The sequence below is a fragment of the Rhodovulum imhoffii genome (assembly GCF_003046545.1).
In the GTDB taxonomy this organism is placed as follows: domain Bacteria; phylum Pseudomonadota; class Alphaproteobacteria; order Rhodobacterales; family Rhodobacteraceae; genus Rhodovulum; species Rhodovulum imhoffii.
In genome coordinates this window covers 239989-255162 of sequence record NZ_QAAA01000001.1, presented here as the reverse complement: position 1 = coordinate 255162, position 15174 = coordinate 239989, and the positions used below count along the sequence as shown (strand labels likewise).

Here is a 15174-nt window from a genome sequence, read left to right as displayed (position 1 = left end):
GCTTGTCCCTCCTGTGTTATTTCAAGCGTGCCGCGTGCCAGGCGACATGATCGCCCGCAAACGTGTTCACGAAAAAATAAGAATGGTCGTATCCCGGCTGAATTCGCATCTCCCCCGATTGCCGGCGCAAGGCCATCATGTTGGCCAGAGCTTCCGGCTTCAAAAGCGGCAAAAACTGGTCCGCCGAACCCTGATCGATCAACAGGTCGCCCTTCCAGCCGTGCTCCTCCAGAAGCAACGTGGAATCATGTTCGGCCCACCCGCACTCGTCATTGCCCAGATACGCACTCAACTGTTTGCGCCCCCAGTCCGACTGGGTCGGATGCGCGATCGGCGCGAAGGCGGAAAGAGACGCGAACATGTCCTGGTTGCGCAGGGCCATGGTGATCGCCCCATGCCCCCCCATCGAATGGCCGGTAATCCCGTGGCGATCCGTGACCGGGAACTGGCTGGTCACGAGCGCGCGCAATTCCTCGGCGATGTAGTCATACATCCGGAAATGCGGCGCCCAGGGTTTTTCGGTCGCGTTGACGTAAAATCCCGCGCCCTGCCCCAGATCATAGGCCTCGTCATCGGCGATGCCTTCCCCTCGGGGGGAGGTGTCGGGAAAAATCACTGCAAGCCCATGCCTTGCGGCATGCTCCTGGAAGCCGCCCTTCGTCATGGCGTTTTCGTGCGTGCAGGTCAGCCCCGACAGATACCACAGAACCGGCACGGGCCCGTACCGGGCCTGCGGGGGCAGAAAAACCCCGAAGGTCATCTTGCAATCGCAGGCGACGGAGTCGTGTGAATACACCGCCTGAATGCCGCCGAAACTGCGATTTTCAGAGACGACATCAAGTCCCATGGGCCTAGAACTCCACTACGGCGCGGATCGACTGGCCCTTGTGCATCAGTTCGAACCCTTCGTTGATCTGATCCAGAGACAGCTTGTGCGTGATCATCGGATCGATCTCGATCTTGCCGTCCATGTACCAGTCCACGATCTTCGGCACTTCGGTGCGGCCCCTGACACCGCCAAACGCGGTCCCCCGCCAGATCCGGCCCGTGACCAGCTGGAAGGGCCGGGTGGAGATCTCCGCCCCAGCGGGGGCGACCCCGATGATGATCGACTCCCCCCAGCCCTTGTGCGCGCACTCCAGCGCCGTACGCATGACATTCACATTGCCCGTAGCATCGAATGTGTAGTCGGCCCCCCCCTTCGTCAGTTCGACCAGATGCGCGACGATATCGCCTTCCACCTTGGAAGGATTGACGAAATCGGTCAGCCCGAAGCGGCGGGCCATCTCGGCCTTGTCGTCGTTGAGATCCACCCCCACGATCTGATCGGCCCCGGCCAGGCGCAGCCCCTGAATGACATTCAGGCCGATACCGCCCAGGCCGAAGACCACGGCGCGGCTGCCGATCTCTACCTTGGCGGTGTTGATCACCGCGCCGATGCCGGTACTGACGCCGCACCCGATATAGCACACCTTGTCGAACGGGGCGTCCTTGCGAATCTTGGCCAGCGCGATCTCCGGCACCACCGTGTGATTGGCAAAGGTCGAACACCCCATGTAATGGTGGATGGGGGTTCCGTCGAGCATGCGGAACCGGGTGGTCCCGTCGGGCAAAAGCCCCTGCCCCTGTGTTGCGCGGATCGACTGACACAAGTTCGTCTTGGGATTCAGGCAATATTCGCACTCCCGGCATTCGGGGGTGTAAAGCGGGATCACATGGTCCCCGACCTCAAGCGAGGTTACCCCCTCACCGATTTCGACAACCACCCCGGCCCCCTCGTGGCCCAGAATCGCCGGGAATATACCTTCGGGGTCGTCCCCGGACCGGGTGAACTCATCGGTATGGCACAAACCCGTCGCCTTGATCTCGACCAGAACCTCTCCGGCTTTCGGGCCGTCGAGTTCCACTTCCATGATCTCAAGAGGTTTGCCGGCTTCAACGGCCACCGCAGCGCGTGTTCTCAAATCGATATCCTCCCAAAGCCCCCTTTTTGGGGTGTTTCTTAGAATATAAGAGCCAGCCTCGAAGTCGGACAATAATACAAAGGTGTATACTCGCCCCGATGGACGCGCCCCCGGACTGGCGCCATACTTGGCCAACGGGAGGGACCATGAACATCCAGAAACCTTTGCGGGCTTTCGCCCTTGTTCTGCTCGGAACGCTGCCCGCCGGGGCGGCGGATTTCTCCGACCCTTCGTGGCCGTGCATTCAGCGCAAGGTCGAACGTCTTTCCATCGGACTGATGTGGCAGCACCCGATACCGGAAGATCCGGCCGCAGCGGCCCTGTCGGCGGATGCTGCGGCATTGGCGGACTCCTTGTCGCTCCGGCGTGTAGACCCCGAAGACCTGCGCCCGCGGGTCGAGGCTTTCGCCGCCCGGCATGGCAACGGGGCGGATGTGATGGGCCGCGTGTTTCGCCACAGCTTCGACTCCCTGTCAAAACGCAGGACACGGATCGTCGCCGGCATCGGGGAGCTGTCTTCAAGCCAGATCGCCCTGGCCGGGCAGATTGACGAGACCCGCCTGGAACTGGACCGGCAAATGGCGCTGGACAGCCCCGATTTCGACAGGGTGGACATCCTGGAGGAACGGCTGGACTGGGATCAGGTCATCTATACCGACCGCCAGAAATCGATCGCCTATCTGTGCGAAACCCCGCAGATCATTGAGCGCAGATTATTCGCCATCGGCCAGTTGCTGGAGACATTTGTGGACGAACCGCAATAGCGCCGCCCTCTATTCCCATTCGAGTTCCGTGTAGGCAACGGTTGCATTGCGCATGTTATAGGCCTCGAACAGGTCCCAGTTCGGGGCTTCGGCAGCGGCAATGGCCGTGACGGCTTTTCCCAGCCGCTCACCGCGTTCAAGGGCGGTGCGAGTATCACGCTCCAGCACATCCAGATAACGCTGCAAACCCTCCGCCCCTTCGGGCCAGTCCAGCAAGGCCGCCCCGTGTCCGGGCACGATTCCCGCCAGATCCCGCGTCTTCAGGTCGGACAGGGCGCGCCGCCATCCTACAAGGCTGCCATCCAGCGCCGGGGTATGACGGTCGAACATCAGATCCCCCGCCACAAGCACACCCGAAACCCTGTCAAACACGGTCAGGTCCGCAACCGTGTGCGCAGGAGTCCATGCTTCCAGATCAAGAACCCGTCCCCCCAGATCGATCTCGGCCCTCCCGCCGATCGTTTCGGAAATCAGCGGAGGGGCCGTTCCCAGGAAGCTTTCGGACCCGATCAGGCGTTCTAGGCTTTCAAGATAATTCCCGGCCCGGTCGGCCAAAGCACGTGGGAGGTCCGCATGACCAACGACCTTGGCGCCGGCCTCGACAAAGGGTCCGGCCCCCAGGACATGATCGGGGTGCATATGGGTCAGTATGACATGGCTGACGGGTTTGGCGGTTCGGGCGCGGATACTGCGCCAGAGAGCTTCTCCGATCCAGCGGGCGGCGCCGGTATCGACCACCGCAACGCTTTCGCGCCCCACGATGAAGGCGATATTGGAAACATCCCCGAGGTTATATTCATCCGGCTCTTCAACAAGGCCGGCATGCACGAACAATCCTGGCGCGACCTCCTCAAACGGGATGGTCTCCCCCGCGGGAGCACATCGTGCGGCACCGGACAAGACCCCCGCAGGGGGAAGTTCCGGAGGCCGTGCCGCCAGGGCGGCTTGGCACGCGGCGGCGTCCGGGGCTTCGTATCCCGGCAAAAGCTGGTCGCGGCAGGTCCCCGGCGCGATGGAAAGGCAAACGGCGATCACGGCTTCATACATTGCAAGGGCCCCGTAAAACTCTATCTTTCAAGTTAGCGCACAAGGCCCATACAAAGGTCCAGATATACACTAGCCGCAATTGGTGATATGCATTCGGGCGAAGCCGCATGTGAGGAGATGCGCGATGGCCCTGAGATTTCTCGCTGTCGCGGCCTGTGTGGTACAGGTCTCGACCGCCGCCGCAGAGACCGTGCCCAACCCGCTGGCCGAAAGCCCGACATGGGACGACCTGCGCTACGACATTCTGGGGGATGCCGAAACAGCGAATGGCGATACGTTGCTTGTGGTCGATGCCCCCTACCGCGCGCATGACGCCGCAACCGTCCCGGTGACTCTGACCCAGACAGACCCGGCGCAAACGATCACGGACATCTCCGTTGTCGTCGACGAAAACCCCGCCCCGGTCGCCGGAACCTTCACGTTTTCCGAAGCGATGGCGCCGCTTGATTTCGAGATGCGCGTGCGTGTGAACCAGTATTCCAACATTCGTGTCATCGCCGAAACGGAAAACGGGCTGTTCATGACGGGTCGCTACGTCAAGGCCTCCGGTGGCTGTTCGGCACCGGCCTCGCGCGATCCGCAGGTCGCGCTGGCCACGATGGGCGAAATGAAGCTGAGAATGTTCGACACCGGCGACACCCCCGCAGTCTCGACCGCGCGCCGCCAGGCACAAGTTATGGTGCGCCACCCGAATTATTCCGGTCTTCAGCGGGATCAGATCACGCAGTTGTTCATCCCGGCACATTTCATAGACCACCTGGAAGTCTGGCAGGGGGAAGACGTTTTATTCACCATGGATGGCGGAATTTCGATTTCGGAAAACCCGGTGTTCCGTTTTTCCTATCTGGACAATGGCGCACCTTCGCTGACGGTAAAGGCCACCGACACCGAGGGGAACAGGTTCGAAACGACCCTTCTCAAGAATCCTGCCACCTGAAAACGCGCGCGGGTCAGAAACAGACCAGTTCGGCCTCTGCCTGTGCACGCCTGAGATCGGCCACCATGTGTTCGGCCTCTGCGGAACTGCGGAAAATCGCCATGCGCTCGCCTCCGACGCGGCGCATGGACAGGACCGTCTCCGCCTGCACGTACTTTTCGTAAGGCAGGATCGCCGCGATTTCATCGATCGAACAGGCACAGCGGGACAGCATTTCACGGCTCTGACCATTGGCGGCCATACAGGCAAAAACATAATCCGCACGCGCTTCGGTGGGATAGTCATTCAAACGCGCCGCCTCGTCTTGCGCAAGGGCGGCGCCCGCCAGAAGCGCCGGAAGAAGGCTTGCCCATATCGGTTTCATTGCGTGTCTCCAACCCCTTCAAGAATCAGAACCGAACGGTAGACTTGGGCGTGCGTCCGGGCGTCGCCAGCCTCCGCGATCAGGCTGACATACCAGCCGGGCACCTCATCCGACATGGCCACACGCAGCACCAGATCGTCAAAGCCCTTCATGCGGTCACGGTTGGGATCGGATTCGAAAGGCCGCAGGCTGATCGTGGTGGTCGGAATGACCCGGCCGTTCAGGACGGCCTGACCGGCCTGTGTTTCGGCGGGGGAGCCGAGCGCCTCCTTGACCCGATTGCGGATGTAAAACGGACTGCCGCCTGCCGCCTCGGCCATGTCGCGGATGACGCTTTCGTAGAAATACATGATCATCGGGTTGCCAACGCTGGCCGGAAACCGCCCAAGGACACGATCCCCGCCCGCCTGTTTCAGTGTCAGTTCCACCATCGACATGTCATCCGCACTGAAACTGAGCATGACATGCCCGCTATCGCGGGTTTCGGCGCCTGGAACCAGCGGGCTGGTTACCTCACGGCGATAGACCAGCGCGGCATCCCGACCCACGGTGTCCAGCGTTCCGTTGCGAAACAGAAGATCGTAGCTCTTCGTCTCCTGCGCCCCGGCGGCCAGGGCAGCCCCCATAGCGGCACCAAGCGCCACGGCCACGGCGATGATCGGTCGTTTCATCATGCTATTCCTCCCGGGTCCGAGTTTATACCGTCCGGCACAGCAGTCACTGCCGACTTTTATCGGTGCCCCCGAGCCTGCGCCTTCCCTTCATTTTGATCTTCCAGTCGATGAGCTGCTTCAGGCGCGCCATCTTGACGGGCTTGGCCATCACCGACACGTCATTGAGCAAACCCGCCTCACGCAGGCTTTCACTGCGGTTCGCCGTAATCATGATTGCCGGAACATGGGCATTGGTCAAAGCACGCACGCATGAGATCGCCTCCACCCCGGTTTCTCCCTGATCCAGTTGATAATCCGCCAGGATGATGTCGGGGGGCATTCCCATGTCGTTGACGAATTCGATCGCCTCGCGGACCGAACGGGCCGGCTGAACGCTTGCGCCCGCCTGTTCAAGCCATTTGGTAGTGCTGTAAAGGACGTCCTCGTCGTTCTCTATCACAAGCACAATGTGATCCAGCCTCAGGTCTTCGGACTGCGTCAGCGCGCGCGGCGGCTCCCCCCGCCTGGGTGCGTCTTCGGCCACGCCCATGGTGATCGAGAACATCGACCCGACCCCCGGTGCGGAACGCACGAAAAGCTTGTGCCCCAAAAGCCTGCAAGCCCGGTCGACGACCGACAGGCCCAGCCCGACACCCGCGCTCAGCCCGGCGCCTTCGCCGCGCGTGAATTCCTCGAAGATCCGCAGCTGATCGGCCCGCGCAATCCCGATTCCGGTGTCCCAGACCTGAAGCTCGACTTCTTTGCCTTTCCGGCGGCACCCCACCAGCACCCGCCCGCCCGGCGGCGTGTACTGGATCGCATTGACCACGAGGTTCTGGATCGACCGCAACAGGTAGATCGAATCCGAGATCACGACAGCAGAAGACAAGACGACATCGAAACGGATGTTCTTCTGTTCTGCCATCAACGCCTGGTCGCCTTGTATCCCGCTCATCAAGGTATCCAGGCGGATCGGTTCGATCGAAACCGCATCGGCATCTGCGCTTTCGAGCCTGGAAATGTCCAGCAAGGAGCGCAACAACTGTTCCACCGACCCGAAGGCCCCGAACAACCGCTCCACCATCGGGTGGAAGGCACTTTGCCGGGTGGTTTCCCGGAGCGTCGAAATCAAAAGCTGCGCCGCGTTGATCGGCTGCAACAGGTCATGGCTGGCCGCCGCGAGAAACCGCGTCTTGGAAGAAATCGCCGCTTCGGCCCGGTCACGCGCGATGCGCAGTTCTTCCTCGACCCGCGCTTTTTCGCGATATTCCATCCTCAGCCTTTCATTGGCCATGGTCAGTTCGACCGTGCGCTCCTTGACACGCTCTTCCAGCATTTCGGTGGTCCGCACCTCAAGCGTCACGTCCCTGACCTCGACAACGAAGCCGCCGCCGGGCAACCGGGTGGCACGGACTTCCAACACCTTTCCCGCGCCGGGACGGATCCGGCGTCGCACCTGTCCCCGTGTCCGCAACTCGTTACGCCACACGCTGAGCCGAAACTCATCACTCGCACTCAACAGGCCCCGCATCTTGAGCAGATCGATCATCTTGCCCATGCGCATACCCGGTTTCAGATCGGCGGGCGGAATTCCCAGCAGTTCATGAAACTGAAAGTTCAACAGCAAGATCTGACCCTGCGCCGAAATCGTGCACACGCCCGGGCTCATGTGCTGGAAAACCGCGCGCAGATAATCCTCCTGCAGATCGATCAGGGTTTCTTTTTCCTGCCGGTTGCGGCGCACCAATTGGGTGATCTCTGTCATCAGCAGGACAAGGTTCTCACCGGACGTGTGCTGGGCGTTCAACTGGTACCAGCGGTCCCCGGACAGCTCCACGACAACCTTCATGTCCTCCTGCATGTTTTGACGCGACAGACGTGCACCAACCTCACGCAGGTTACGGTCCGCAGAGGTAAAGGCATTGCTTTCGGCAATCAGTTTGAAAAACCCGCTGACCCCCAGACCCGGAACGAAATCTTCGGCGCGATCCGGCAAAAGGTTGGCCATGAAGCCATTTGTGACATGCAGCTTTCCATCCATGAAAAGGGCAAACCCTTCGGCCATGGACGACAAGGCATCAACCAGGCTGCGCCGCGTGCGTTCGCGTTCATAACGCACGCTCTCCAGCTCGGTTTCCGCACGCTCGAGATCTCGGGTCTGGGCCTCCACCCGTTCCTGAAGCTCAATCGCCGACTGGAACGCCCGAAAGGCGGCAGGGCCGATATCGTCTTGCCGGTTGGCACGGCGGATCAGTGCGTCGATGATTTTCTCCAGCCGCTCAAGCCGAACCTCGGGCGGTTCGGAAGGGTCTGTCATCTCACTCACAGGTTCAGCGCCCGGGGCTGGGGTTCGAAGAAAGCAACGCCCACAAAGGTCTGGTTGATGTGAACCCCGGAATTTTGTTCGCCATAGGTGTTAAAGCCAAAGACCCGCCGCTTCCTGAGAATGCCGGATACCGGCTCGTGGAGTTGCTTTTGTTCGATCTCGAGCTTTCGAAGGGCACAATCGAAACCAAGAATGAAATCCGGTGGATTGCCATTGTCATTGGCCAGGTCAAGTTCGCTTTCCAGCGTTTCAATGATTGCCTGTCCGCGCCCAAGGGTCAGGATCAGCCCGTCGTCAATGGCCGCCAGAAAGGAAATGGCGTGGTTTTCGGAAACGTTGCGGACAGCGCGGATGTAGTATTTCCGGTTGTGGCGCAGGAGCATCGGGTTCTCGGCGAAAATCTCGGGGGACAACTGGTCGACAGAGCAGCCGACAAGGCGCGCATATTCCAGTGCGGCCGGGGCGCCATTTATCTCGTAGACGCGCCGTTCTTCGGGATCTGCCCCGGTAATGACAACCTGCCGGCCGACAGGCAGGAAATGGTCGAAGCCAAGCCCCTGAAACTCCAGATCCGTTTCCAGCAGGATCAGGACCGCCGCATCGGTATGGGCCCGCCCGCCATGCAGAACAAAAGTCCGTTCGAACCTGAACCCATCGCCCGCCGACCCGCCAAAGGTCGGCAGCCCGTCCAGAGCGGTTTCCAGCGTCGAGGCCAAAAGGTCTTCCTGCTTGCAAAGGCCGTCCGCGAAAATCAGGGCCAGGCGGTTCCAGCCAACTGTATGGCGGAATTTCTCTGCCAGTTTCTGGGCGGCCGCGCCAATTGCAGGCGCCGAAATCGGTGCCAGATCCGAGAAAAGGAGCGATGCGCAGCGAAAATGTTCCTTCGGAAAAGCCAGCAACAGCAGCGCATCACTTTCGTATCCTTGCGTCGTGATCTGCCCGGCAGTGGTACAACCATACACGGGGATTCCCCGCAAATGGCGCCCCAGCGCCGCAACGGTTTCGTCGATGTCCAGATGGGCCGGGACAAAGGCCAGAACGAAACAGGCCTGCGATCCTTCCAGGCCCTCTACAGCCCTGACGACCGCATCTTCGGCCACCTGCGAAACAGCACGCCCGATCGAGAGATAATGCGGTTTTCCCTCTTTTACCCTTTCGTTCACCTTGGCCCCGTCAGTTTCTCAAAAAAGTCCGAACCTCTTGTTCATTGCCCGCCTGTTGTGCCTCGAGTTCCTCGACCATCACGGCGGCCTGGGTTCGGTTGCGTACCCCCAGTCGCCGCAACAATGCCGTGATGTGAGCCTTGACCGTGGCCTCGGCCAGGGAAAGTTCATACGCGATCTGCTTGTTCGGCTTCCCCGCGCGGATCAGTTTCAGAATCCGGGTTTGCTGTGGCGTCAGGCTGGCAAGCACCTGGCTGGTTTGGAACACATCGGCACCGTTGTCGAAACGGGCGCTTTGCCCGCCGAAGCGCGCAAGGTATTCCCTGGGCACGTAGCGTCGGCCCGAAGCGATTTCCGAGACCGCATGGCGCAGGGTCGAAGCCGGGCTTTCCTTGGGCAAAAACCCCATCGCGCCACGATCCAGAAGAGATTGCACAAGTTCCACCGAGGCCAGGGACGAAATTACCAGGATACGCGCCCTTGGCATCCGCTGCCGCAACTTTTCGAAGCCTGAAATCCCGTTCACGTCAGGCAGCTTCAAATCCAGCATGATCAGATCCGGCGCAACACCGCTTTCCAGAACCGCAACGGTTTCCTCCATGCTGGAGGCGCGGTGCATTGCACATCCCTCGAAGCACATCTGCAAGGCAGAGGCCAGCGCATCGCTGTAGAGCGGATGGTCGTCGATGATCAGGATGCACGTCGGCCGCCCTGTCAAAGACGGGTTTGTAAGCGCCATGACAGTTGATCCTCCCACGCGCAAGGCTATCGGAACCGATCGTTGTTTCCAACAAGTATGTGGCTCCCCCCGATCGGTGGCCCGCCGACAGCCCCCTCCCGGAACATACATTCCGGCAAGGGAACCAGACCATCAGCCTCAATCGTTCCGGCCCCGGACACGCGCACGCGCTTTGCCTGTATCGTGGCACCCCCTCCGCGAAGGACCGCCACGGGAACGCATGCCAAGGCGTCAGGCGCCCGGAGGCCATACGAAATCCGGACGCAAGCCATCGTAGACCGGCCGCCCGTCATCGGGTTTCGGATACCCTTTCGAAGGGTCCCAGAACGCGTGATAAGAAGCGGCGGGCGGCGCTGGATTGTATCCCATGATGTTCGGCACCGCGACACGAATGCGTTTCTGCCTGTCATCAAGCATCAGCACGGCATCGCAATCCTTGCACAGGCAGATTTCAAGCGGCCCGTCGGGATTGGCTGCATTGAACGGTACACGTTTCATGTTACTTTCATCCGAAGCCTTCAGTTCGGCATGGTTGAAAAACACCACATGAGTCGTTTGCTGATTGGTGACCGACTTGCAGACGTTGCAATGGCACTCATGGTTGTCGATGGGTTCCGCGTCCGCATAGACGGTGACATGGGCGCAGCCCCCCTGATACTTATGATCCGCCATGAAACTCCCCCTTTTTTGAGATTCCAAGTTCAGACCCTGCGGTGATTCCCGTCAATTCGTACTAAGGTGTGTATCGCACCTTGCTTGAAAAGGCCGGGCACGCCGGGCAAGCTCTGACATCGATATGACCGGACCGAATAAAACCGAAAATGCGGACAGCGGGCTGAGCGTGCGCAACGTGACCTTTCGCTACGGTGCGAAGGTGGCGCTGGATAACCTGTCGCTTGACGTACGAGCGGGCGCGTTCACTGCGTTGCTAGGCCCCAATGGGGCAGGGAAATCCACGCTTATCGCCTTGTTGACCCGTCTTCTGGTCACACGGGAAGGCCGGATCGTCATCTGCGGGCATGACCTGGCCCGGACACCGCGGGCCGCGTTAACCAGGCTTGGGGTGGTGTTTCAACAGCCGACCCTGGATCTGAATCTGTCGGTGCGGCAAAATCTGGCCTATTTCGCGGCCCTCCACGGCCTGTCACCGGCGCAGATGGCACCCCGTATCGACGCCGCGCTCGACCGTCTGGGCATGCGCGAACGGGCTGATGAAAAGGCCCGGGACCTCAACGGCGGGCACCGTCGCCGGATGGAACTGGCCCGCGCGCTGCTGCACGACCCAAAAGTGCTGTTGCTGGATGAACCGACAGTCGGGCTGGATGCCGCCGCACGCCGGTCCATCACCGATCATGTGCACGACCTCGCCCTCCAGGGGCTTTGCGTCCTGTGGACAACGCATCTCACAGATGAGGTCCGCGATGAGGACCGCCTCCTGGTACTGCATCGGGGGCGGATCGTCGCCGCGGGCATAACCGGAGATATCCGCCAGGGCGCCCCCCTGTCAGACTGGTTCCTCAAACGAACCGGGGGGGCGGAATGAACGGGTATTGGGGGGTAAGCCGGGCCATTATCGCACGCGAATTCCTGCGCTTCGTCCATCAGCGGGAACGGTTTTTTGCCGCGCTTGTGCGCCCTCTGGTCTGGCTTTTGGTGTTCGCCTCGGGGTTTCGCGCCGCATTGGGGCTGTCAATCATCCCGCCATACCAGACCTATATCACCTATGAGACCTATATCATGCCCGGTCTTTGCGCGATGATGCTCTTGTTCAACGGGATGCAAAGCTCGCTCAGCCTGGTTTACGACCGTGAGATGGGATCCATGCGGCTTCTGTTGACCAGCCCTTTCCCACGCTGGTGGTTGCTGGTCTCGCGGTTGGCAGGCGCAACGGCGATCTCCATCCTCCAGGTATACGTGTTCCTTGCGATAGCCGCCTTGTTTGGCATTGTCATGCCGCCCCTCGGATATGCCGCCGTTCTGCCCGCACTGGCCCTGGGCGGGATGATGCTGGGCGCACTGGGGTTGCTGCTGTCCAGTTTCATCCGGCAACTGGAAAACTTTGCCGGCATCATGAACTTCGTCATCTTTCCAATGTTCTTCCTGTCATCGGCCCTCTATCCACTGTGGAAAATGGCCGAAAGCTCGTCATTGCTGCGCGATATCTGCGCAGGCAATCCGTTTACACATGTCGTGGAACTGATCCGGTTCTCGTTGTATCTTCAGGTCGACTGGGGGGCGCTGGCATGGGTGGCCACATCCGCGCTGGTGTTCACCGCGCTGGCAGTCTGGGCGTATGACCCTGCCCGCGGCCTGAACAGGCGCAAACCCTGACCCTCACCCGCGGCTTTTCAGCAGGGGCCGGGCTTTACCGCCAGTTTCCGCCAGTGTACGCGGCACGGACATCGCAGGCGACAAACAAAAATCCGGCCAGTATGGTTTCTTGCATTCCTCCCGTGCCGCCCTTCGCACGCGCGGCCAGCAAACCCGATGACCTCAAACCCGATATGCGGACCTGGGAGCACGTATGGACGAGACATCTCCCCACAGCGCCCACAACGCCGGCGCAACCGGGCTTTCGCGCCGCCGGCTTCCCTGGCTCCGGTCCCTCAAGGCACGGCTGGCGCTGGGGGCCGCGCTTCTGGGGGGCGGCACACTCCTGACCGCAGCGATTCTGTGGATCGGGATGGAGGAGGTCGCGACACATCTGGACAAGGCACTGGCCGCAGAAGCCCGCATCGATGCCTATGCCACGCTGTCCGCCCAGGCGGCAACCTATCTGGTCATCGCGAGCGAGGCGGTCCAGAGCGACCTGCCCGCCGCGGCCCGCGAGGAGCGGATTCAACCAATCTCCGGCCTGTTGCACACGACATTTGCCGCGCTGCACCGTGACCTCGAACATGCGCTTGCAAAATCCCAAACGATGAGCCTGGACGACCAGTCCCGTTACGGCACGCAATCGCTCGGCCTTGCCCGGATGGAAGCACTTTTGGAAAACACAACCCGCGCGCTGGCGGCGGAAGGGCGCGACTCCGCAGCGTTGCGCACCACGATCGATGTTTTTTCTGCGGGTTTCGATCCATTGCTGGCGCAGGCCGTCAATACGGAACTCCTGTTACGTAATGAAATCCTGACAGGTCTCGAAAGCCAGCGCACAGTACTCAGGCTGACGGCCATTGCCATCGCCACCCTGACGGTTTTGGCCGTGGCTGCCTTTTATTTTGCCCTGATCCGGCCCCAATTCGCACGGCTGGACACCCTGCGCCGGGCCGCGCACCAGATCGGGCAGGAAAACTTTGCCATCAGTCTGCCCGCCGGCGACATCGACGAGATCGGGGACCTCTACGCGGAAACCAACCGCATGGCCTCTGCCCTGTCTGTAAGGCACAGCGCGGTTCAGGCTGAATGGTTGCGCCTGAACGAAACCATCGCCCGGCGTACCGAAGCGTTGCGCACCGCCAATGCCCGTCTGGCTGAAATTGACGAAAACCGCCGCCGGTTCTTTGCCGATGTCAGCCACGAGCTTCGGACCCCTCTGACCGTCATCCTGATGGAAGCCCGGATCGGAGCCGAGGGAACAGAAGATCCGCGCAGCGCCTTCGCAACGATCGAGTCCCGCGCGGCACGCCTGACACGCCGTATCGAGGATCTGCTGCGAGTGGCCCGATCCGAAAGCGGAAGGTTGCAACTGGATCCCCAGCCGGTTCTCCTGACGCGCCTTTTCGATGAGATACAGCAAGACGTCGCCGCCGAAATCGACAGTGCCGGGATGAAATTCGTCATCGGCACCCCGCCCCCCCTCCGGCTGAGCGCCGATGCGAACTGGATCCGTCAGGTGCTGGTGAGCCTGATCCGCAATGCCATCCGTCACGCCCGCCCCGGCGGTCGTATTGCCCTGAGCGCCGCGTACGAAACGCATAGCGTTGAAATCTCCGTCATCGACAATGGAAACGGAATCGCTCCGGCGGACCAGGCACGCATTTTCGACCGTTTTGCCCAAGGTGGAAACGGTGGGCCGCAGGGATTCGGGATCGGCCTGGCGCTTGCCCGTTGGGTGGTCGAGGAACATGGCGGCGAGATCATCCTGACCAGCCCCCTGCCCCGTGAAGACGCCCTGGGCAATGGCGCGGGCACGAAAATCACGGTGCGCCTGCCCCGCGCGAAGCCAGAGAGTAACGCATGAAAAACCGTATTCTGATCGTCGACGACGACCCGGAAATCACCTCGGCGCTGGTGCGGGGCCTTCACCTTTTCGGGTATGAGGCAGAGGCCTCTAACCGGGCCGACCATGCGCTTGAGCTTTTGGAAAGCGGTACGTTTTCCGTGGCGATCGTCGATGTCATGCTGGGCGCCGACAGTGGGCAGGACCTGGTGCGCAACGCGCGCGCACGGGGCGCAACACTGCCGATCCTGATGTTGTCCGCCCTGTCCGATGTCGAAGACCGGGCCGCGGGGCTGGAGGCTGGCGCAAACGATTATGTAGTCAAGCCCTTCAGCCTCGATGAATTGGTGGCCAGGCTCAAGGTGCAGGAACTGCGGGCAGAACAGACCCAGCCATTGCCCGCCACGCTATGCCTGAGCGCGCGTTCCCTGTCGCGCGGGAGGGCCCGGGCGGACCTGACCGAACGCGAAACCGCGCTGCTGGTGCTGCTGATCCGTAACGCCGGAAGCCCCCTGCCTCGCGGGACGATTTTCGACGCGCTCTGGGCGGTCGACGGCTCGGTCAGCGAGAACGTTGTAGATGTTTATATCGGCTATCTGCGCAAAAAGCTGAAACGTGACGATTTTGGCTTTGAGATCAGAACCCTGCGCAATCAGGGTTTTCAGATCGACGGCCTGATCCCCCGCTGCGACCGGGGCTAAGCCCGGCCCGGCCGGGAAAAGGCCCGCAGCGCACCTGCCGGGTATCGCCCACCCCCGGCAACCTTACGGGCACAGGCGGCCAGCCCTGTCCCCCGGTTCCGCTTAGATTGCACCCGATCAGGCGGTACGCCCGCATCGAATCCCCTGTCGGGAAATCCGACAGGATCTGGACTCTGGGCAAAGATGGCTTGCACCATGTAAATATTCTTTTCCTGAAGAAATTACACCGCGTGCCCACCGTCATGACAAGCCGCCCCTGAGAGGCCATTTCCCACTTGCGGGGATAATCGCGCGTGACGCGCGGCCCGCCACCCCCCGGTTTCCTATACCGCAGCCATCGGACAGAAGCGGGACAAA

The 15174-nt window shown here is 61.2% G+C and carries 15 protein-coding genes; 6 read left to right on the top strand and 9 right to left on the bottom strand.

The annotated features are described in order from the left end of the window. Positions 1-16: 16 nt before the first annotated feature. Positions 17-847 carry an S-formylglutathione hydrolase gene (gene fghA / locus C8N32_RS01260; RefSeq protein ID WP_107890651.1) on the bottom strand — a complete coding sequence of 277 codons (831 nt, stop codon included), beginning with the start codon at positions 845-847 and terminating at the stop codon, positions 17-19. Between the two features lie 4 nt (positions 848-851). Next, positions 852-1964 carry an S-(hydroxymethyl)glutathione dehydrogenase/class III alcohol dehydrogenase gene (locus tag C8N32_RS01255; protein ID WP_107890650.1) on the bottom strand — a complete coding sequence of 371 codons (1113 nt, stop codon included), beginning with the start codon at positions 1962-1964 and terminating at the stop codon, positions 852-854. A 146-nt stretch (positions 1965-2110) separates the two neighbouring features. On the opposite strand from C8N32_RS01255, the gene C8N32_RS01250 reads away from it, so the two are divergent. Continuing rightward, positions 2111-2728, top strand: a complete 618-nt coding sequence (locus tag C8N32_RS01250; protein WP_107890649.1) for a hypothetical protein — start codon at positions 2111-2113, stop codon at positions 2726-2728. Between the two features lie 9 nt (positions 2729-2737). Here C8N32_RS01250 and C8N32_RS01245 read toward each other — a convergent pair whose 3' ends face one another. Next, positions 2738-3775, bottom strand: a complete 1038-nt coding sequence (locus tag C8N32_RS01245) for a quinoprotein relay system zinc metallohydrolase 2 (protein WP_107890648.1) — start codon at positions 3773-3775, stop codon at positions 2738-2740. A 124-nt stretch (positions 3776-3899) separates the two neighbouring features. Between C8N32_RS01245 and C8N32_RS01240 the strand changes: the two genes are divergently transcribed. Beyond that, positions 3900-4712 carry a quinoprotein dehydrogenase-associated SoxYZ-like carrier gene (locus tag C8N32_RS01240; protein WP_107890647.1) on the top strand — a complete coding sequence of 271 codons (813 nt, stop codon included), beginning with the start codon at positions 3900-3902 and terminating at the stop codon, positions 4710-4712. Positions 4713-4725: 13 nt separating this feature from the next. Here C8N32_RS01240 and C8N32_RS01235 read toward each other — a convergent pair whose 3' ends face one another. The 6 genes from C8N32_RS01235 to C8N32_RS01210 all read right to left on the bottom strand — a co-directional run bounded on the left by C8N32_RS01235 (position 4726) and on the right by C8N32_RS01210 (position 10629). Then, positions 4726-5076 carry a hypothetical protein gene (locus C8N32_RS01235; RefSeq protein WP_107890646.1) on the bottom strand — a complete coding sequence of 117 codons (351 nt, stop codon included), beginning with the start codon at positions 5074-5076 and terminating at the stop codon, positions 4726-4728. Beyond that, positions 5073-5747 (bottom strand): hypothetical protein, encoded by a 675-nt coding sequence (locus tag C8N32_RS01230; RefSeq protein ID WP_107890768.1) that lies wholly within the window; start codon positions 5745-5747, stop codon positions 5073-5075. Before C8N32_RS01230 ends, C8N32_RS01235 begins: the two co-directional genes overlap by 4 nt. A gap of 46 nt (positions 5748-5793) precedes the next feature. Then, complete coding sequence (locus tag C8N32_RS01225; RefSeq protein WP_107890645.1) at positions 5794-8046, bottom strand: PAS domain-containing hybrid sensor histidine kinase/response regulator; 2253 nt, start codon at positions 8044-8046, stop codon at positions 5794-5796. A gap of 5 nt (positions 8047-8051) precedes the next feature. Then, positions 8052-9218 (bottom strand): FIST N-terminal domain-containing protein, encoded by a 1167-nt coding sequence (locus C8N32_RS01220; protein WP_244905884.1) that lies wholly within the window; start codon positions 9216-9218, stop codon positions 8052-8054. Positions 9219-9228: 10 nt separating this feature from the next. Further along, positions 9229-9957, bottom strand: coding sequence for a response regulator (locus tag C8N32_RS01215; protein WP_107890644.1), 729 nt, complete (start codon positions 9955-9957; stop codon positions 9229-9231). Positions 9958-10188: 231 nt separating this feature from the next. After that, on the bottom strand, positions 10189-10629 hold the full coding sequence (locus tag C8N32_RS01210; protein ID WP_107890643.1) for a GFA family protein: 441 nt from the start codon (positions 10627-10629) through the stop codon (positions 10189-10191). Between the two features lie 124 nt (positions 10630-10753). On the opposite strand from C8N32_RS01210, the gene C8N32_RS01205 reads away from it, so the two are divergent. The 4 genes from C8N32_RS01205 (at position 10754) to C8N32_RS01190 (ending at position 14817) form a co-directional block, all read left to right on the top strand. After that, entirely contained in the window at positions 10754-11500 is a 747-nt protein-coding gene (locus C8N32_RS01205) for an ABC transporter ATP-binding protein (protein ID WP_107890642.1), read from the top strand. After that, the gene (locus tag C8N32_RS01200; RefSeq protein ID WP_107890641.1) at positions 11497-12288 is read left to right on the top strand and encodes an ABC transporter permease; all 792 of its coding nucleotides are present in this window, start codon (positions 11497-11499) and stop codon (positions 12286-12288) included. The genes C8N32_RS01205 and C8N32_RS01200 overlap by 4 nt, the downstream gene beginning before the upstream one ends. Before the next feature lie 193 nt (positions 12289-12481). Then, the gene (locus tag C8N32_RS01195; RefSeq protein WP_107890640.1) at positions 12482-14137 is read left to right on the top strand and encodes a sensor histidine kinase; all 1656 of its coding nucleotides are present in this window, start codon (positions 12482-12484) and stop codon (positions 14135-14137) included. Beyond that, a complete protein-coding gene (locus tag C8N32_RS01190) occupies positions 14134-14817 on the top strand; it encodes a response regulator transcription factor (RefSeq protein WP_107890639.1) in 684 nt (227 codons plus the stop codon). The genes C8N32_RS01195 and C8N32_RS01190 overlap by 4 nt, the downstream gene beginning before the upstream one ends. Positions 14818-15174 lie beyond the last annotated feature (357 nt).

What these genes read in the sequence shown, in the direction of transcription:
- fghA (WP_107890651.1), bottom strand. Translation starts at nt 847, where the DNA reads ATGGGACTTGATGTCGTCTCTGAAAATCGCAGTTTCGGCGGCATTCAG.
- C8N32_RS01250 (WP_107890649.1), top strand. Translation starts at nt 2,111, where the DNA reads ATGAACATCCAGAAACCTTTGCGGGCTTTCGCCCTTGTTCTGCTCGGA.
- C8N32_RS01245 (WP_107890648.1), bottom strand. Translation starts at nt 3,775, where the DNA reads ATGTATGAAGCCGTGATCGCCGTTTGCCTTTCCATCGCGCCGGGGACC.
- C8N32_RS01240 (WP_107890647.1), top strand. Translation starts at nt 3,900, where the DNA reads ATGGCCCTGAGATTTCTCGCTGTCGCGGCCTGTGTGGTACAGGTCTCG.
- C8N32_RS01235 (WP_107890646.1), bottom strand. Translation starts at nt 5,076, where the DNA reads ATGAAACCGATATGGGCAAGCCTTCTTCCGGCGCTTCTGGCGGGCGCC.
- C8N32_RS01230 (WP_107890768.1), bottom strand. Translation starts at nt 5,747, where the DNA reads ATGAAACGACCGATCATCGCCGTGGCCGTGGCGCTTGGTGCCGCTATG.
- C8N32_RS01225 (WP_107890645.1), bottom strand. Translation starts at nt 8,046, where the DNA reads ATGACAGACCCTTCCGAACCGCCCGAGGTTCGGCTTGAGCGGCTGGAG.
- C8N32_RS01215 (WP_107890644.1), bottom strand. Translation starts at nt 9,957, where the DNA reads ATGGCGCTTACAAACCCGTCTTTGACAGGGCGGCCGACGTGCATCCTG.
- C8N32_RS01210 (WP_107890643.1), bottom strand. Translation starts at nt 10,629, where the DNA reads ATGGCGGATCATAAGTATCAGGGGGGCTGCGCCCATGTCACCGTCTAT.
- C8N32_RS01205 (WP_107890642.1), top strand. Translation starts at nt 10,754, where the DNA reads ATGACCGGACCGAATAAAACCGAAAATGCGGACAGCGGGCTGAGCGTG.
- C8N32_RS01200 (WP_107890641.1), top strand. Translation starts at nt 11,497, where the DNA reads ATGAACGGGTATTGGGGGGTAAGCCGGGCCATTATCGCACGCGAATTC.
- C8N32_RS01195 (WP_107890640.1), top strand. Translation starts at nt 12,482, where the DNA reads ATGGACGAGACATCTCCCCACAGCGCCCACAACGCCGGCGCAACCGGG.
- C8N32_RS01190 (WP_107890639.1), top strand. Translation starts at nt 14,134, where the DNA reads ATGAAAAACCGTATTCTGATCGTCGACGACGACCCGGAAATCACCTCG.